The sequence below is a fragment of the Roseateles sp. P5_D6 genome (genome assembly GCF_054049415.1).
Genome location: NZ_JBFUMK010000031.1, coordinates 1 through 15050, shown reverse-complemented (window position 1 = coordinate 15050; position 15050 = coordinate 1). Strand labels below are relative to the sequence as shown.

Sequence of the window (15050 nt, the reverse complement as noted above, 5' to 3'; positions counted from 1 at the left end):
AAAGGCCGGCCTTGCGCCGGCCTTCTTCATTCCTCAGCGGTTTCTCTTCTTCGACACTTCATTGCCGACGACGCCGCCGGCCGCAGCGCCGATGGCGGCACCGGTGGTTGTGCCGGTCACCGCGCCGCCGACGACAGCGCCAGCCGTGGCGCCGACGATGGTGCTGGTCTCACGGGACGACATGCCCGCACAGGCCGTCAGGGCCAGCGTCGCGGCTGCGGCGAGGGACAGGACCGTCACGCGCCAATAGGCGCCATTCGGGCTGGAAAACGTTGCAAAGCTGTTCATGGTCTGCTCCTTGAGGGAGGTGATCAGGTGAGTCAACTTTCGTCGCCAGCCGCCGGCGCCGGAACCAGCCCAGGGGCCGATGAGGCGTGGGACTTGTCCTAGCGTACAAAGCAAAGAGCCACCCGAAGGTGGCTCTCGTCCTACAGGGCTTGTCAGCCAGTCACTTGGGCGCCGAGGCGGCGTCGGCCATGCACTTCTTGATGTGGCTCTTGGCTGCGGCGCCATGCAGCTTCTTGTCGGCGGCAGACTTGTCGCAGGCGGCGCTGGAAGGAGCAGCTGCGGGCGCAGATGCTGCAGCGGCGCCACCGGACAGGCATTCCTTCATGAAGGCCTTGCGCTCGTCACCCTTCTTGCCGCCGGTCTTGGCCTCGGCATTGCAGGCCTTCATCTTGTCCTGCTGCGGCGTGGCCTGGGCCCCAAAGGCAACGGCGGCACAGGCGAGCAGGATGGCAATTCGTTTCATCGGGAACTCCTTCTTCGGGAGGTGGATAGGCGAGTCAATTCAAGCATGCGCCCATGACACTGCCAAGCCGTGTTTCATCGGCGTCACAGAATTCTTCGCGGATGGTGCAGAGCCTCGTGGGCCGCGTGAAGGCGGCGCACCAGCACGCGGATGAAACCGCGGTCGAAGCGGTGCTGGCATTCGGGGCTCAGCTGGCCGACGGACTCGGGCGTGAAGCAGATCGTCGTGCACTCCTGGCTGACACGGATGTCGGCGCTGTGCCGGCGCAGGTCGGGGTTGGGCGCCAGATAGGCCATCTCGCCCACCGAGGTGCCCTGGCCCAGCGAGGCCACCAGCCGGCCGTCGCGGAAGACCTGGACCTCGCCCTGGGCAATGATGTGAAAGCTGTTGCCCTCCTGGCCGCGCCTGAATAGGGCATGGCCAACGGGGTAGCGCTTCCAGCGCGCGCGCCTCACCACCTCCCACAGCTGCACGTCGCCAAAGTCGGCAAAGAACTCCAGCGAGCGCAACAGGTTGAAACGTTCGGAGTCACGCACCTCGCCGAGGCGGTTCAGCGGCACCTGCTGGCTGGCCACCAGCGCCGACAAGGCCTGCGCAAAGCTCTCCCAGTCGGCGAAGCGCTCATGCGGGTTCTTGGCCAGCGCGCGCAGCACGACGGCATCCAGCCCCTCGGTGACGCCCTGGCGCTGGCCCATCAGCGGCAGCGGCGGCTGGTGGTAGATCTGGTGCATCAGCGCCATCTGGTGCGGCGCATCGAAGGGCGGGCGGCCGCTGATCAGGTGGTAGAGCACGGCGCCCAGGGCGTAGATGTCGGCACGGCAGTCGACATCGCCGCCCTCGATCTGCTCGGGCGGCATATAGGCCAGCGAGCCGACGCGGTGGATCTGCGTCGAATCGGCCAGCAGGTTGAGAGCCGAGCCGAAGTCGCTGACCTTGACGTCGACGACCTGGCCGCCTTGGTCCAGCACGGCCAGCAGATTGGCCGGCTTCACGTCGCGGTGGATGACGCCCTGGCGGTAGACATAGCTCAGGGCCATCGCGCACTTGAAACCCAGCTCGACGATCTGGTCCAGCGGCAGCAGGCGGTCGCTGCGGCAGAAGTGCTTCAGCGTGACGCCGGGCACGTACTCCATGACGAGATAAGGCGCGGCCTCCTCGGACACGGCATCGACGATGGCGACGACATTGGGGTGGTGAAGCCGCCCGGCCAGGGCCGCCTCGGCGCTGAAGAAGCGGTTGCTGAAATCGCTGGCCGGTGCATTGGGCGGCGGCGCCCAGGCGCGCATGCGCTTGATGGCCACCTCCTTGTCCTGGAAGGGATCGCGGGCCAGGAAGACATCACTGGTCGCCCCCTCGCCCAGGCGCTTGAGCACCTGGTAGCGGCCGATATGGGCGGGCAGATCGTCGGCAGAGGCGCTCATCGCGAGGCATGATACGGGCCGCTCCTGGAGGTGCCGGCCCTTGTTCTCCCACGTATTTCTCGGTACTCGTGACTTCGAGCGCGCCTTGGCGTTCTACCGTCCGTTGATGGCACTGCTGGGCGTGGCCGAGCGCTTCTGCGAACCCGAAAAACCTTGGGCCGGATGGCAAAGCAGCCCCGGGCCACGGCCATTGTTTCTGCTCGGCAAACCTTCCGACGGCGAGGAGCACGTGCCCGGCAATGGCCAGATGGTGGCGCTGCTGGCTGCCGATCGCGCGCAGGTGGACCAGGCCCATGCGCTGGCCCTGGCCCACGGCGGCCGCTGCGAGGGCGCCCCGGGGCTGAGGCCCCAGTACCACGCGAACTACTACGGCGCCTATTTCCGCGACCCGGACGGCAACAAACTCTGCGTCGCCTGTCACGAGTCGACGGCCGGCTGAGTCGGCGCCGCCGGCGGCTCATGCGTTCAGGGGCTGCCTCCTAGAATCCCGCCCATGATCCAAGCCAAGCAGGCGCTGCTCGCCGCACTCGCCGACTCCCTCCAGGAAATTGCCCCCGGATCGAACGCCGCCGTGGCCTTYGAATCCCCCAAGSWGGCSGCCCATGGCGACTTCGCCTGCACGGCCGCCATGCAGCTGGCCAAGCCGCTCAAGSYCAACCCGCGCGAACTGGCCACCCGACTGATCGCCGCCCTCGAAGCCAAGCCCGCCTTCCAGACCTGGGTGCAGGCGCTGGAGATTGCCGGCCCGGGCTTCATCAACATCCGCCTCAAGCCCGAAGCCAAGCAGGCTGTCGTCGGTGAGGTGCTGGCCGCCGGAGCGAAGTTCGGCCACCGCGCGCCCACGGGCAAGCACGTCATGATCGAGTTCGTGTCGGCCAACCCGACCGGCCCGCTGCACGTGGGCCATGCCCGCCAGGCGGCGCTGGGTGATTCGCTGTGCTCGGTGTTCCAGAGCCAGGGCCACGACGTGACCCGCGAGTTCTATTACAACGACGCCGGCGTGCAGATCGCCACGCTGGCCAACTCCACGCAGATGCGCCTGAAGGGCTTCAAGCCCGGTGACGCCGAATGGCCCGAGGCGGCCTACAACGGCGACTACATCCAGGACATCGCCGACGCCTTCCTCGCCAAGGAAACGGTCAAGGCCGACGACCGCGAGTTCACCGCCTCGGGCGACGTGAACGACCTGGACAGCATCCGCCAGTTCGCCGTCGCCTATCTGCGCCACGAGCAGGACCTGGACCTGCAGGCTTTCGGCCTGAAGTTCGACAGCTATTTCCTGGAGACCAGCGTCTACGCCGGCGGCCAGCTGGAGAAGACGGTCGAGCGCATCGTCGCCAATGGCAAGACGTATGAAGAAGGCGGCGCGCTGTGGTTCCGCTCGACCGACTACGGTGACGACAAGGACCGCGTGATGCGCAAGTCCGAGGGTGGATTCACCTATTTCGTGCCGGACATCGCGTACCACATCAACAAGTTCGAGCGCGGCTACACGCAGTGCATCAACATCCAGGGCACCGACCACCACGGCACCATCGCCCGCGTGCGCGGCGGCCTGCAGGCGGTCGACATGGGCATCCCCCAGGGCTTCCCCGACTACGTGCTGCACAAGATGGTYACGGTGATGAAGGGCGGCGAGGAGGTCAAGATCTCCAARCGCGCCGGCAGCTATGTGACGCTGCGCGACCTGATCGACTGGACCAGCCGCGACGCGGTGCGCTTTTTCCTGATCAGCCGCAAGGCCGACACCGAGTTCGTCTTCGACATCGACCTGGCACTGAAGGCCAACGACGAGAACCCGGTGTTCTACGTGCAGTACGCGCATGCGCGCATCTGCTCTGTCATCCGCAAATGGGGTGGCGACGTGTCCACCATCGCCGTCGCCGACATGAGCCTGCTGACCGCGCCGACCGAGGAGGCGCTGATGCTCAAGCTCGCCGCCTATCCCGACATGCTCGCGGGTGCCGCCGCCGGCATCGCGCCGCATGACGTAGCCTTCTATGCCCGCGATCTGGCGGGTGCGTACCACTCCTATTACGGCGCCGAACGGGTGCTGAACCAGGCACCCGAGCTGAGCCGCGCCCGCGTCGCGCTGCTGGCCGCGACGCGCCAGGTGCTGGCCAATGCACTGGGCATGCTGGGCGTCAGCGCGCCCGAGCAGATGAACCGCGATATTCCTGAATCTGCCGAATCCCTCACGGAGAACGAATGACTGCTGTCTCGAAACCCGCCGGCCAAAAGAACCAGAAAGGCGGCTTCGTCCTCGGGCTGATCGTCGGCCTGCTGGTGGGCCTGGCCGTTGCGCTGGGCGTGGCCCTGTACATCACCAAGGTGCCCATCCCCTTCGTGAACAAGGTGCCCCAGCGCACGGCCGAGCAGGACGCCGCCGAAACCGAGCGCAACCGCAACTGGGATCCGAACGCGCCGCTGGCCGGCAAGGCCGCCCGCAGCGCCAGCGGTGTCGTCAACGCGCCGGTGGCGACTGCGCCGCCGCCGCCGCCCAGCACGAACGCCAGTGCGGCCGCCGCGACGGCCAGCGCCGCCGCCACGGCAGCCCTGCCCCCGCCTGCCAAGCCAGCCGCCAAGGCCGAAGCACCCGCCTCCGCGCCCCCCGCGACAGCTGCCGCCGGAGCCGACGCCTATGTCTACTTCGTGCAGGCCGGCGCTTTCACCCGCCCCGAAGAAGCCGAGTCCCAGAAGGCCAAGCTGGCCATCCAGGGCTTCACCGCCAAGGTCATGGAGCGCGAGCAGAACGGCCGCACCGTCTTCCGCGTGCGCCTAGGCCCCTCGGACACGCGCGAGGCCGCCGAAGACTTGCAGCGCAAGATTGAAGGGGCTGGCTTCGAGGCCAATCTCGTTCGTGTACAACGCTGACCCAACCACAGCCTGAAGGATGACTGCCGCCATGAAGCGCCGCGATTTCTCCGCCCTGCTCGCCTCCGCGCCCCTCGCTGGTGCTGCCGGCAACGCCCTCGCCCAGGGCGGCCCCATTGAAGGCCGCCAGTACCTGGTGCTGAACCCGCCACTGCCCACGACGCCGGGCAAGATCGAGGTGATCGAGTTCTTCTGGTATGGCTGCCCGCACTGCAAAGTGTTCGAGCCGGCCATCGAGGCCTGGGCCAAGCAGTTGCCGGCCGACGTGGCCTTCCGCAAGGTGCACGTGGCCTTCCGCGCCAACGTCAAGATCCACCAGCGCATGTTCTTTGCGCTGGAGTCCATGGGCAAGGAAGCCGCCGCGCGCCCGGCCATCTTCAATGCCATTCACCAGCAGGGCCTGGCCCTGGACGACGCCAAGAGCCAGGCCAAGTTCCTGGCCCCCCTGGGCATCGACCCGACCAAGTACCAGGACGCCTACAACTCCTTCGGCGTCGTCACCAAGTGCGCCCAGGCGGAGAAGCTGTCCGAGGCCTATCACATCGACGGCGTGCCCAGCATCGGTGTCGGTGGCCGCTTCCTGACGTCGCCCAGCCAGGCCGCCGCCGGCCAGCGCCTGCCCGAGGAGGAGCTCGGCCAGAAAGCGCTGCAGATCACCGAATTTCTGATCCAGCGCGTGAGGAACAAGGCATGAGCGCCGCGCCGGGCCGCCCCAAGCAAGCTCGCTCCCGCTCAGGCGGACAGGCCACAGGCCGAAGGGTGTCCACATGAAGCGCCGGGAAGCCACCGCGATCCTGATCGCAGGCGGCTTCGCGCCAGCCGTGTTCGCCCAGGGTGGCCCGGTCGAGGGCAAGCACTACGCACGCCTGGGCCAGACCCTGCCGGGCACGCCCGGCAAGATCGACGTCATCGAGTTCTTCTTCTACAAGTGCCCGCACTGCAATACCTTTGACCCGCTGCTGGAGGCCTGGGTGCACCAGCTGCCGGCCGACGTGAGCTTTCGCCGCGTGCCGGTGGGCGCGCAGCTCGTGCTCAAGCTGCACCAGCGCATGTACTACGCCCTCGAGGCGATGGGCGCGCTGACGCCGGCAGTGCACGGCGGCATCTTCAGCGCCTTCCACCGTGGCGGCGTCGAAGCCAATGACGAGGCTGCCGTCGTCGCCCTGGTCGGCCGGTTGGGCGTGGACACGGCCAAGTTCAAGCAGGCCTTCGGCTCCTTCGGCGTACAGGCCAAGGTGCAGCAAGGCATGAAGCTGGCCGAACTGAGCGGCGCCGACAGCACGCCGACGCTCGTCATCGGCGGACGCTGGCGCACCGACCCTGGCATGGCGGGTACGCCCGGCCAGAGCGAGGTGGCCCAGGGCCAACAGGCGCTGGCCGTGGCGGACTTCCTCGTCAAGATGGCACGCGCTGGCAAGGTTTCCTGACGGACTTGCCGCCTGGGAAAGGCTGGGGACGGCAACCGGCCCCTAGAATGGCCTGCAACTTCCGTGCCGCCATGCCCCGCCAACTGATCCCGCTCGCCTCTGCGCTCACTCTGGCGCTCGCCTTCTCCGCCGCCCAGGCGGAGAAAGCCGATCGGCTCAAGCCCATGGTTTTCACGGCCGACAAGGAAGGCCGGATCGACAGCGTCAACCAGCGCACCGAGCTGTTCGGCAACGTCATCATCACCAAAGGCACGCTGATGCTGCGCGCCGAGAAGGTGGACGTGCGCGAGACCCGGGATGGCTACCACCAGGCCTATGCCAACGGTGCAACCGGCCAGCCGGTCAGCTTCCGCCAGGCGCGCGACACGCCCGGCGAAGCCATCGAAGGCCATGCCGATCAGCTCGAATACGACACCAAGTCCGAGACCGTGCGCTTCATCGGCAATGCCAATGTGCGCCGCATGAACGGTGCGACGGTGGCCCAGGAGGTCACGGGCGCCGTCATCATCTACGACAGCCGCACCGAGGTCTTCGCGCTGGAAGGCGGCAGCGCCTCGCCCAACCCGAATGGCCGCGTGCGCATGGTGCTGATGCCGCGCGCCCAGCCCGACACCCCGGCCTCGGCGCCCCCGGCAGGGCTGCCGCTGCAGCCATCCACGACGATCACACCGCCGAAATCTCCATGACCACGGCCGAGCCCGTCACCAGCCGCCCCGCGGCGGCATGCGGAAGCCGCCTTGAGGCCGAGGCGCTGGCCAAGACCTATGGCGTGCGCAAGGTCGTCAAGAATGTCCATGTGCGCGTGGACTGCGGCGAGGTCGTCGGCCTGCTCGGCCCCAATGGCGCCGGCAAGACGACCAGCTTCTACATGATCGTCGGGCTGGTGCGTTCGGACGCCGGCGTCATCCGCATCGACGGCGCCGAGGTGCAGCGCCTGCCCATCCATGCCCGCGCCCGTCTGGGCCTGAGCTACTTGCCGCAGGAAGCGTCGATCTTCCGCAAGCTGACCGTCGAGCAGAACATCCGTGCGGTGCTGGAGCTGCAGCAGGACGAACGCGGCAAGGCCCTGTCCAAGGCACGCATCGACGAGCTGCTGAACAGCCTGCTGCACGACCTCTCCATCGAAGGCCTGCGCGACAGCCCGGCGCCGGCGCTGTCGGGCGGTGAGCGCCGTCGCGTCGAGATCGCCCGGGCGCTGGCGACGCAGCCGCGCTTCATCCTGCTGGACGAGCCCTTCGCCGGCGTCGACCCCATCGCGGTGCTGGAGATCCAGCGCATCATCGGCTTCCTGAAGGCGCGCGGAATCGGCGTGCTGATCACGGACCACAACGTCCGCGAGACGCTGGGCATCTGCGACCGCGCCTACATCATCAGCGAGGGCGCCGTGCTCGCCGAAGGCACGCCCGACGAGATCGTGGCCAACGCCGACGTGCGCAAGGTCTATCTCGGCGAAAACTTCAGGATGTGATGAGCCCCTCGTCCAGTCTTGCCGCGCTGAACGCGGGCCAGCCTAGCCGGTCTTGCAGACCGCGCTGCGGCTTGCGCCGCATCCCTTCGGCAGGCACATCGCGCCCACTGGGCGCAATGTGTCCGGCCTCAGCCCCCGAGGGGGCGGCGATGCTTGCGGCATCGAGCCGCAAGCACATCGCCATGGCGGGCCGGCTTGGTGAACTGGAGTCGGACACAAGCAGTCCCTGCGGACTGCTTGTGCCTACGACAGGCCATGGGCCTCTGGCCCATGGCAGCCCAGCGCTCGGCCCGAAAGACGTCGCGCCATGAAGCAGACGCTCCAGGTCAGGCTCAGTCAGCATCTCGCGCTGACGCCCCAGCTGCAGCAATCCATCCGGCTGCTGCAACTGTCCACGCTGGAGCTGCACCAGGAAGTCGAGCAGATGCTGGCCAGCAACCCGCTGCTGGAGACCGAAGAGGAATTCACCGTCAGCACGCCCGAGCTGGCCAGCAATGCGCCGGCCGAAACGTCGGCTGCGGAAACCAGCAGTGACACCGGCGCCGAAGCAGAGACCGCCGAGGCGCCCGAGCTGAGCGGCGAGGACTTCGGCGGCACCGAGCGCGAGGACTGGGAGAACGGCACCGAGAAGGACGACTTCGACGGCATCCGCGAGCTGCCCTCCAGCAGTGGCAGTGGCAGCGGCGACGACGACGGCGAACGCGAGAGCCAGGAGTACGCCGAACTGACGCTGGCCGAGCACCTGGCCGAGCAGCTCGCCGGCCACCACCTGTCGCCGGAAGACCGCGCTGCCCTGCAGGTGCTGATCGAATCGCTGAACGAGGACGGCTACCTCGAAGACCCGCTCGAGGAGATCGCCGCGGCCCTCATCGAAGACGAAGAGGCCCGCGAGGACCTGCTGGACCGCCTGCGCATCGCGCTGCGCCTGCTGCAGAGCCTGGAGCCCGCGGGCATTGCCGCGCGCGACCTGTCCGAATGCCTGGTGCTGCAGCTGCGCGCCTGCCCGAAGTGCCCTGCCCAGGTCATCGCCATCCTGATCTGCAAGGGTCATCTGGAATTGCTGGCCCGGCGCGACATGCGCCGCCTGATGGCCGAGACTGGTGCCGACGAAACCATGCTGCGCGAAGCCCAGGGGCTGATCACCCAGCTCGAGCCCAAGCCCGGCCGTCGCTTCACCCAGGGCGCCGCGGCGGCCATCGTGCCGGACGTCATCGTGCGCAAGAGCGGCCGCGAATTCCGCGTCATGCTCAACCCCGAGGTCGCGCCCAAGCTGCGCATCAACGACCTCTATGCCAACGCATTGCGCGCCACGCGCGGCGGCATCAGCAACTCGCCGCTCGGCGGCCAATTGCAGGAGGCGCGCTGGTTCATCAAGAACATCCAGCAGCGCTTCGACACCATCCTGCGCGTCAGCCAGGCCATCGTCGAGCGCCAGCGCGGCTTCTTCACGCATGGTGCGCTGGCCATGAAGCCGCTGGTGCTGCGCGAGATTGCCGACGAGCTCGGCCTGCACGAGTCCACCATCTCGCGCGTGACGACGGCCAAGTACATGGCCACCAGCTGGGGCACTTTCGAGCTGAAGTATTTCTTCGGCTCAGGGCTCAGCACCGAGGCTGGCGGCGAGGCGTCCAGCACCGCGGTGCGCGCGCTGATCAAGCAGTTCGTCGCGGCCGAGGACATCAAGAAGCCGCTGTCCGACAGCGCGCTGGCAGCGATGCTGGAAGAGCAGGGCATCCAGTGCGCGCGGCGCACGGTGGCCAAGTACCGCGAAGCGATGAAGATCGCGCCGGCGAATTTGCGCAAGGCGCTTTAGGCGCCGCTTCGCCTTCAGCCCTGCGGCAACGCCCCCTTTCGCCACTCCCTCGGCGACTGCCCCGTGTGCGCGCGGAAGGCGCGTGACAGCGCCGCCTCGCCGCCGTAGCCCACGTCCGCCGCGATGTGCTTGAGAGCCCGCCCTTCGCGCAGCCCCTTCTGCGCCAGGCCGATGCGCCAGCGCTGCAGGTAGACGCCCGGCGTGCAGCCGACGACGTCGCGGAAGGTGTTGGCGAATACCGTTCGCGACATGCCGGCCCGCGTGGCCAGCTCTTCCAGCGACCACTCAAGCTGGGGTGAGTCATGCAGGGCCACCAGCGCCCCGCGCAGCCGTGGGTGTGACAGGCCGGCCAGCATGCCTGACTCCACCTGGCCCTGCGACATCAGCTCGCGCAGCACCCAGATCATCAGCACCTCGAACAGCCGGTTCAGCATCAGCTGGCGGCCGCAGTGAGTGGCTTCGGCCTCGGCGAACAGCTGGCCCAGCACCGGCGCGCAGCTCGGCACCGCCGCCAGCGGCAGGCAGACCCAGGGCGGCAGCGCCGCGGCGATGGGGTGGCTGGCGCCGCCTTCGAAGGCCATGTGGGCACAGACGAACTGGGCGCCGCAACTCGGGTCCGTCACGAAGCGATGCGCCAGCGGGCGCGGGTAGAGCAGCAGGCTGGGCTCGCCGATACGCAGCGGCTCGGGCGTGCCGTCGTTGTGCACCTCCACGCCGCCTTCGCGGATCAGGTGCAGCTGGCCGCGCCCGGCCTGGGGCTCCAGGCTGTTGACGCCGCACAGCGGGCCGGTCTGGAAGGTCTCGGCCCGCACGGCGAAGTGCGTGAAGAGGGCGGCAAGTCGATCGGCCATGGTCAGTACGAATTGCAAACTAAGACGTACCAAATGGTATTTCAAGTACGAACTTCATCGGCAAAGTTCGTTCTGTCGCAAGACAAACAAACCCCACCCCAAGACACCGACTTCCAGGAGCCCGCCATGACCCGCCAACCCAGCTTCAACCGCGCCGTTTTCCAGCTGCTGTTCGCCAGCGTCGCCCTCGTCGGCGCTTCGGCCAACGCCCAGTCCCATGTGACGGACCCCGAGTCGGGCACCAGCGTCAGCGTGGCGTCCACCGTCTCGCGGGCCGAGGTGCTGGCCGACCTGAAGGTCTACCAGGAGTCGGGCCTCGCCGCTGCCGAGCGCGCCGCGGCTGAGACCGGCCAGGACACGCCCGCCCTGCTGGCCGCACGCCAACGCTACGCCGCCCTGCGCCAGAGCGACCGCTATGCCGCCCTGGTGGCCGAGTACGCCGCGCGCCGCGGCGAAGCCCACCGCCCCGCCTGATCGCCACGCCCCAACCCCATCACTTTCGAAAGCCCCCCATGAACGCCTTCACCCGCCTCGCTCTCGCCGCCACCATCGCCATCGGTGGATTCGCCGTCCAGACCCAGGCCCTGGCCGCCCCGACCAAGGCGGCCATCGCCAGCCCCTACGTGGCCGCCAACGACGGCACGCCCCTCTACGTCAAGGACTGGGGCCCGAAGACCGGCCCGGTCGTCGTCTTCAGCCATGGCTGGCCGCTGAACGCGGACAGCTGGGAGTCGCAGATGCAGTTCCTGGCCGAGAAGGGCTACCGCGTCATCGCCCATGACCGGCGCGGCCACGGTCGCTCGGGCCAGCCCTGGGCGGGCAACAACATGGACCAGTACGCCGACGACCTCGACGCCGTGCTGCGCGCGCTGGACGTCAAGCGCGCCACGCTGGTGGGCTTCTCCACCGGCGGCGGCGAAGTGGCCCGCTACATCGGCCGCCATGGCACTGCACGCGTCGCCAAGGCCGTGCTGGTGAGCGCCGTCACGCCCATCATGGGCCAGTCGCCCAGCCACCCCGAAGGCGTGCCCACCGCTGTGTTCGACAGCCTGCGCAAGGCCTCGCTCGACAACCGCGCCCAGCTCTACAAGGACATCGCCGGCGGCCCCTTCTTCGGCTTCAACCGCCCCGGTGCCAAGCCTTCGGCCGGCCTGGTCGACAGCTTCTACGTGCAGGGCATGCAGGCCGGAGCCAAGGCCACCTACGACAGCATCGAGGCCTTCTTCCATTCCGACTTCCGCGCCGACCTGAAGAAGTTCGACATCCCGACGCTTGTCATCCACGGTGCCGACGACCAGATCGTGCCCATCGAGACCACCGGCCGCGCCACGGCCAAGCTGGTCAAGGGCGCCCGCCTCATCGAGTACGCCGACGGCCCGCACGGCATCACCGACACGCACAAGGACCGCCTCAACCAGGACCTGCTGGACTTCGTGCGCCAGTAAGCCTCAGGGGAGCCGGGCAGTGCCCGGCTCGTCCTAGTCTTTGGACGGCCCGGTCTCCGGCGCCAGCGGCTCGAACACAAAGCGCATGCCGCGCGTGTAGCTCTCGGCCTTGGTGCCGGCATGACGCTCGCCGTCGATGGTGCGGTTCTGGAACACCAGGCCCGGGTGCTTCAGCTCCGGCAGCAGCGCCTGGTAGCGCTTGATGCCGGCCAGGAAGCCGGGCCACTCGTACTCTGCACCGGTCACGTAGAGCCGCGCCTTGATGGCCTTGCCCGTCGCGGCATAGGCCTTGGCCTGGCCGATGATCCAGTCGTTGCCCATGACGACGGCCGGGCTGGCGGCGATATAGCCCTTGAAGAGATCGGGCTTGGCATACATCGCGTGCAGCGTGAACAGGCCGCCGAGCGAGCTGCCCGCCAGGTAGCGCTGGGCCGGGTCGGCGCGGTAGTCGCGCTCCATCAGCGGGAAGATGTCCTTTTCCAGTGCCGCGATGAACTTGTCGGCATTGCCGGTGCTGGAAGACAGCGGGTTCATGCGCACGGGCGACAGCTCCCAGCCGCGCAGCTCGCCGTAGTCGAGGTTGTCGCCGGCATAGCCCAGGCCCACCGTGATGAACTCCGGCACGACCTTGTCGTAGTTCAGGTTGTTGTACGAGGCGACGACGGTGGCGAAGTCCCAGTAGCCGTCGGTCACGTAGAGCACCGGATAACGGCGCTTCGGGTCCTTCGTAAACGACCCAGGCAGGTGGATGTGCAGCTGGTAGGTGCGGCCATCCGCGTTCTTGGGCAGGGCGCGCAGTTGCGTGTTGCCGACGGTGTGCGGCGGATAGGCAGGCGCCTGGGCGCATGCCTGAAACGCGGTGAACAGGAAGGCGAGGCGCAGGACGATTCGCTTCATGGCAGGGGTGCACACGGATGATGGCAACGTTGTCAGTTTAGAGGGCGGCGACAATGCAGCCCGTGAGCCTGCCCAACAAACTTTCCCTGTTCGTGTCCTGCGCCGGCGGCGTCGAACCCTTGCTCGAAGAAGAGCTGAAACGCTTCCTGCCACCCGGCGTGCGCAGCAAGGTGGAGCCGCTGCGCGGCGGCTGCGGCCTGGTCGGCAGCCTCGAAGACGCGATGCGCATCAACCTGGAGAGCCGGCTCGCCCAGCGCGTGCTGATCGAGCTGATCGAGGGCCCCTACCGCCACGAGGAAGATCTCTATGCGCTGGCGCGCCGCGTCGACTGGCGCGACTGGATCACGCCGCGCGAAACGATCCGCGTCGACACCATCGCGCAGCGCTCGCCGCTGAAGAGCCTGAATTTCACGACGCTGCGCATCAAGGACGCGATCTGCGACCAGCTGCGCGAGCACACCGGCGAGCGACCCAGCGTGGACACGCACTCGCCCGACCTGCCGGTGCTGCTGCACGTCGGCCCCGAACGCGCGGCGATCTATGTCGACACCTCGGGCGAGCCGCTGTTCAAGCGCGGCTGGCGTGTCGACAAGGGCGATGCACCGCTGAAGGAGACCCTCGCCGCCGCGATGCTGGCCGCTGCCGGCTGGCGCGGTGAGAGCGCCCTGCACGACCCCTGCTGCGGCTCCGGCACCATCCCCATCGAGGCCGCGCTGATCGCCTGTGATTCAGCCCCCGGCCTGCTGCGCCGCTTTGCTTTCGAACGCCAGATCCCGTTCTCCACGCCCGCGCTGAAGGCCGCCTGGGGCGAGATGGCCCAGGCCGCCCGTGCCCGTGTCCATGCCCCCGCCGTGCCCATCTACGCCAGCGACGTGGCCTTCCGCATGGTCGACTTCGCGCGCCGCAATGCCGAGCGCGCCGGCGTGGCCCAGTACATCCAGTTCAATGGCGGCGACGCGCTGGAGCGGCCCGCGCCCCAGCTGCCCGAAGGCATGGCCGGCAGCATCATGATGAACCCGCCCTACGGCGAGCGCATCGAGGTGCGCGGCAAGGCGGCGATGACGCGTGACGCCGGCGGCAGCGAGGAGCGCGATGCCGGCGACGATTTCTTCCCGCGCCTGGCTGCGCACTGGAAGCGCCAGTACACCGAGAACCCCGCCGGCTGGACGGCCTGGATGCTCAGCCCCGACATGAAGCTGCCGAGCAAGATGCGGCTCAAGGAGTCACGCCGCGTGCCGATGTGGAACGGGCCCATCGAATGCCGGCTGTTCCGCTTCGACCTGGTCAAGGGCTCGGCGCGCAAGGTCACCGAAGGCGATGCGCCCGCGTGAGCTGATCGCTGCCGTGGCGCTGGGGCTGGCTGCGGCCGCCGCCCAGGCCGAGCCCTGCACCCTGGTGTTCGGCCAGGGGCGCAACCCGCCGTTGAAGGACGGGCCGGACTGGGATGATCTGAACCAGCGCTTCAACGCCGCCGTCACCAATACCCTGGACGTCGAGGGCCGGCGCGTCATCCCGATGACGGCGTCCGCCGTGCAGGCCGATCCCGCGGCCGCCGGTGTCGCGCTGCTCGAACAGGCCGACAACCTTCACTGCAACACGCTGATCGAAACCGCCCTCTTTGTGGATCAGAACGACACGCTGGTGCTGCGCTTGCGCGTCTACCCGCTGCTGCCTACGCTGGGCGACGGCGGCGTCATCAACGGCCTGCGCATTGGCGCGCCGCTGTTCGTGACCCAGCGCGACCTCGCCTTGGCAGCGCTGGTGCGCCTCAAGCCCGATCTCGTCGGCCAGCAGATGGCGGCCGAATACCTTCAGCACGACCGCCGTTGACATTGCCCCCTCGCCCAGTCTTGCGGCGCTGAGCGCGCGCAAACCTGGTCGGTCCCCCGAGGGGACGGCGATGCTCGCGGCATTGAGCCGCAAGCACATCGCCAGTCGGGCCGGCTCGGTGAACTGGAGTCGGACACAAGCAGTCCCTGCGGACTGCTTGTGCCTACGGAAGGCCATGGGCCTCTGGCCCATGGCAGGCCCAGCGCTCGGCCCGGAATACCCAGTCATCGCCATGGCAGGCCCAGCGCTCGGCCCGGAATACCCAGTCATCGC

The 15050-nt window shown here is 68.1% G+C and carries 17 protein-coding genes; 12 read left to right on the top strand and 5 right to left on the bottom strand.

Going from position 1 to position 15050, the window contains the following annotated elements:
- Positions 1–33: 33 nt before the first annotated feature.
- The 3 genes from ACXJKM_RS27800 to ACXJKM_RS27790 form a co-directional block, all read right to left on the bottom strand.
- Positions 34–288: a YMGG-like glycine zipper-containing protein gene (locus ACXJKM_RS27800; RefSeq protein ID WP_056201292.1), complete on the bottom strand. Its 255-nt coding sequence runs from the start codon at positions 286–288 to the stop codon at positions 34–36.
- Between the two features lie 160 nt (positions 289–448).
- Complete coding sequence (locus ACXJKM_RS27795) at positions 449–751, bottom strand: PsiF family protein (protein WP_056200449.1); 303 nt, start codon at positions 749–751, stop codon at positions 449–451.
- An 83-nt stretch (positions 752–834) separates the two neighbouring features.
- Complete coding sequence (locus ACXJKM_RS27790) at positions 835–2172, bottom strand: serine/threonine-protein kinase (RefSeq protein ID WP_457356343.1); 1338 nt, start codon at positions 2170–2172, stop codon at positions 835–837.
- Positions 2173–2212: 40 nt separating this feature from the next.
- Here ACXJKM_RS27790 and ACXJKM_RS27785 point away from each other — a divergent pair, with 40 nt between their 5' ends.
- The 8 genes from ACXJKM_RS27785 (at position 2213) to ACXJKM_RS27750 (ending at position 9754) form a co-directional block, all read left to right on the top strand.
- Positions 2213–2611 carry a VOC family protein gene (locus tag ACXJKM_RS27785; RefSeq protein ID WP_457356342.1) on the top strand — a complete coding sequence of 133 codons (399 nt, stop codon included), beginning with the start codon at positions 2213–2215 and terminating at the stop codon, positions 2609–2611.
- A 54-nt stretch (positions 2612–2665) separates the two neighbouring features.
- Positions 2666–4384 (top strand): arginine--tRNA ligase, encoded by a 1719-nt coding sequence (argS, locus tag ACXJKM_RS27780; protein ID WP_457356341.1) that lies wholly within the window; start codon positions 2666–2668, stop codon positions 4382–4384.
- On the top strand, positions 4381–5046 hold the full coding sequence (locus tag ACXJKM_RS27775; RefSeq protein WP_457356340.1) for an SPOR domain-containing protein: 666 nt from the start codon (positions 4381–4383) through the stop codon (positions 5044–5046). The genes argS and ACXJKM_RS27775 overlap by 4 nt, the downstream gene beginning before the upstream one ends.
- Before the next feature lie 31 nt (positions 5047–5077).
- Positions 5078–5740 (top strand): thiol:disulfide interchange protein DsbA/DsbL, encoded by a 663-nt coding sequence (locus ACXJKM_RS27770; protein WP_457356339.1) that lies wholly within the window; start codon positions 5078–5080, stop codon positions 5738–5740.
- 73 nt (positions 5741–5813) lie between these two features.
- Positions 5814–6473, top strand: a complete 660-nt coding sequence (locus tag ACXJKM_RS27765) for a thiol:disulfide interchange protein DsbA/DsbL (protein WP_457356338.1) — start codon at positions 5814–5816, stop codon at positions 6471–6473.
- A 71-nt stretch (positions 6474–6544) separates the two neighbouring features.
- The gene (lptA, locus tag ACXJKM_RS27760; protein ID WP_457356337.1) at positions 6545–7159 is read left to right on the top strand and encodes a lipopolysaccharide transport periplasmic protein LptA; all 615 of its coding nucleotides are present in this window, start codon (positions 6545–6547) and stop codon (positions 7157–7159) included.
- Positions 7156–7941 carry an LPS export ABC transporter ATP-binding protein gene (gene lptB / locus ACXJKM_RS27755; RefSeq protein ID WP_457356336.1) on the top strand — a complete coding sequence of 262 codons (786 nt, stop codon included), beginning with the start codon at positions 7156–7158 and terminating at the stop codon, positions 7939–7941. The genes lptA and lptB overlap by 4 nt, the downstream gene beginning before the upstream one ends.
- Before the next feature lie 307 nt (positions 7942–8248).
- Positions 8249–9754 (top strand): RNA polymerase factor sigma-54, encoded by a 1506-nt coding sequence (locus tag ACXJKM_RS27750; protein WP_457356335.1) that lies wholly within the window; start codon positions 8249–8251, stop codon positions 9752–9754.
- A 14-nt stretch (positions 9755–9768) separates the two neighbouring features.
- On the opposite strand, the gene ACXJKM_RS27745 is transcribed toward ACXJKM_RS27750, so the two are convergent.
- Positions 9769–10605, bottom strand: a complete 837-nt coding sequence (locus ACXJKM_RS27745; protein WP_457356334.1) for a cupin domain-containing protein — start codon at positions 10603–10605, stop codon at positions 9769–9771.
- A gap of 126 nt (positions 10606–10731) precedes the next feature.
- Between ACXJKM_RS27745 and ACXJKM_RS27740 the strand changes: the two genes are divergently transcribed.
- Both ACXJKM_RS27740 and ACXJKM_RS27735 read left to right on the top strand, forming a co-directional pair.
- Positions 10732–11079 (top strand): hypothetical protein, encoded by a 348-nt coding sequence (locus ACXJKM_RS27740; protein ID WP_457356333.1) that lies wholly within the window; start codon positions 10732–10734, stop codon positions 11077–11079.
- 38 nt (positions 11080–11117) lie between these two features.
- The gene (locus ACXJKM_RS27735) at positions 11118–12050 is read left to right on the top strand and encodes an alpha/beta fold hydrolase (RefSeq protein ID WP_457356332.1); all 933 of its coding nucleotides are present in this window, start codon (positions 11118–11120) and stop codon (positions 12048–12050) included.
- Between the two features lie 33 nt (positions 12051–12083).
- Here ACXJKM_RS27735 and ACXJKM_RS27730 read toward each other — a convergent pair whose 3' ends face one another.
- Entirely contained in the window at positions 12084–12947 is an 864-nt protein-coding gene (locus tag ACXJKM_RS27730; RefSeq protein ID WP_457356331.1) for an alpha/beta hydrolase, read from the bottom strand.
- A 62-nt stretch (positions 12948–13009) separates the two neighbouring features.
- Here ACXJKM_RS27730 and ACXJKM_RS27725 point away from each other — a divergent pair, with 62 nt between their 5' ends.
- Both ACXJKM_RS27725 and ACXJKM_RS27720 read left to right on the top strand, forming a co-directional pair.
- Positions 13010–14278 (top strand): THUMP domain-containing class I SAM-dependent RNA methyltransferase, encoded by a 1269-nt coding sequence (locus tag ACXJKM_RS27725; protein WP_235532031.1) that lies wholly within the window; start codon positions 13010–13012, stop codon positions 14276–14278.
- Positions 14265–14777, top strand: a complete 513-nt coding sequence (locus ACXJKM_RS27720; protein ID WP_457356330.1) for a hypothetical protein — start codon at positions 14265–14267, stop codon at positions 14775–14777. The genes ACXJKM_RS27725 and ACXJKM_RS27720 overlap by 14 nt, the downstream gene beginning before the upstream one ends.
- Positions 14778–15050 lie beyond the last annotated feature (273 nt).

Bases quoted from the DNA above. Each gene is read 5' to 3' on its own strand.
- ACXJKM_RS27730 (WP_457356331.1), bottom strand. From the start codon at position 12,947: ATGAAGCGAATCGTCCTGCGCCTCGCCTTCCTGTTCACCGCGTTTCAG.
- ACXJKM_RS27750 (WP_457356335.1), top strand. From the start codon at position 8,249: ATGAAGCAGACGCTCCAGGTCAGGCTCAGTCAGCATCTCGCGCTGACG.
- ACXJKM_RS27770 (WP_457356339.1), top strand. From the start codon at position 5,078: ATGAAGCGCCGCGATTTCTCCGCCCTGCTCGCCTCCGCGCCCCTCGCT.
- ACXJKM_RS27795 (WP_056200449.1), bottom strand. From the start codon at position 751: ATGAAACGAATTGCCATCCTGCTCGCCTGTGCCGCCGTTGCCTTTGGG.
- ACXJKM_RS27790 (WP_457356343.1), bottom strand. From the start codon at position 2,172: ATGAGCGCCTCTGCCGACGATCTGCCCGCCCATATCGGCCGCTACCAG.
- lptA (WP_457356337.1), top strand. From the start codon at position 6,545: ATGCCCCGCCAACTGATCCCGCTCGCCTCTGCGCTCACTCTGGCGCTC.
- ACXJKM_RS27735 (WP_457356332.1), top strand. From the start codon at position 11,118: ATGAACGCCTTCACCCGCCTCGCTCTCGCCGCCACCATCGCCATCGGT.
- ACXJKM_RS27775 (WP_457356340.1), top strand. From the start codon at position 4,381: ATGACTGCTGTCTCGAAACCCGCCGGCCAAAAGAACCAGAAAGGCGGC.
- ACXJKM_RS27740 (WP_457356333.1), top strand. From the start codon at position 10,732: ATGACCCGCCAACCCAGCTTCAACCGCGCCGTTTTCCAGCTGCTGTTC.
- lptB (WP_457356336.1), top strand. From the start codon at position 7,156: ATGACCACGGCCGAGCCCGTCACCAGCCGCCCCGCGGCGGCATGCGGA.
- ACXJKM_RS27720 (WP_457356330.1), top strand. From the start codon at position 14,265: ATGCGCCCGCGTGAGCTGATCGCTGCCGTGGCGCTGGGGCTGGCTGCG.
- ACXJKM_RS27745 (WP_457356334.1), bottom strand. From the start codon at position 10,605: ATGGCCGATCGACTTGCCGCCCTCTTCACGCACTTCGCCGTGCGGGCC.
- ACXJKM_RS27765 (WP_457356338.1), top strand. From the start codon at position 5,814: ATGAAGCGCCGGGAAGCCACCGCGATCCTGATCGCAGGCGGCTTCGCG.
- ACXJKM_RS27800 (WP_056201292.1), bottom strand. From the start codon at position 288: ATGAACAGCTTTGCAACGTTTTCCAGCCCGAATGGCGCCTATTGGCGC.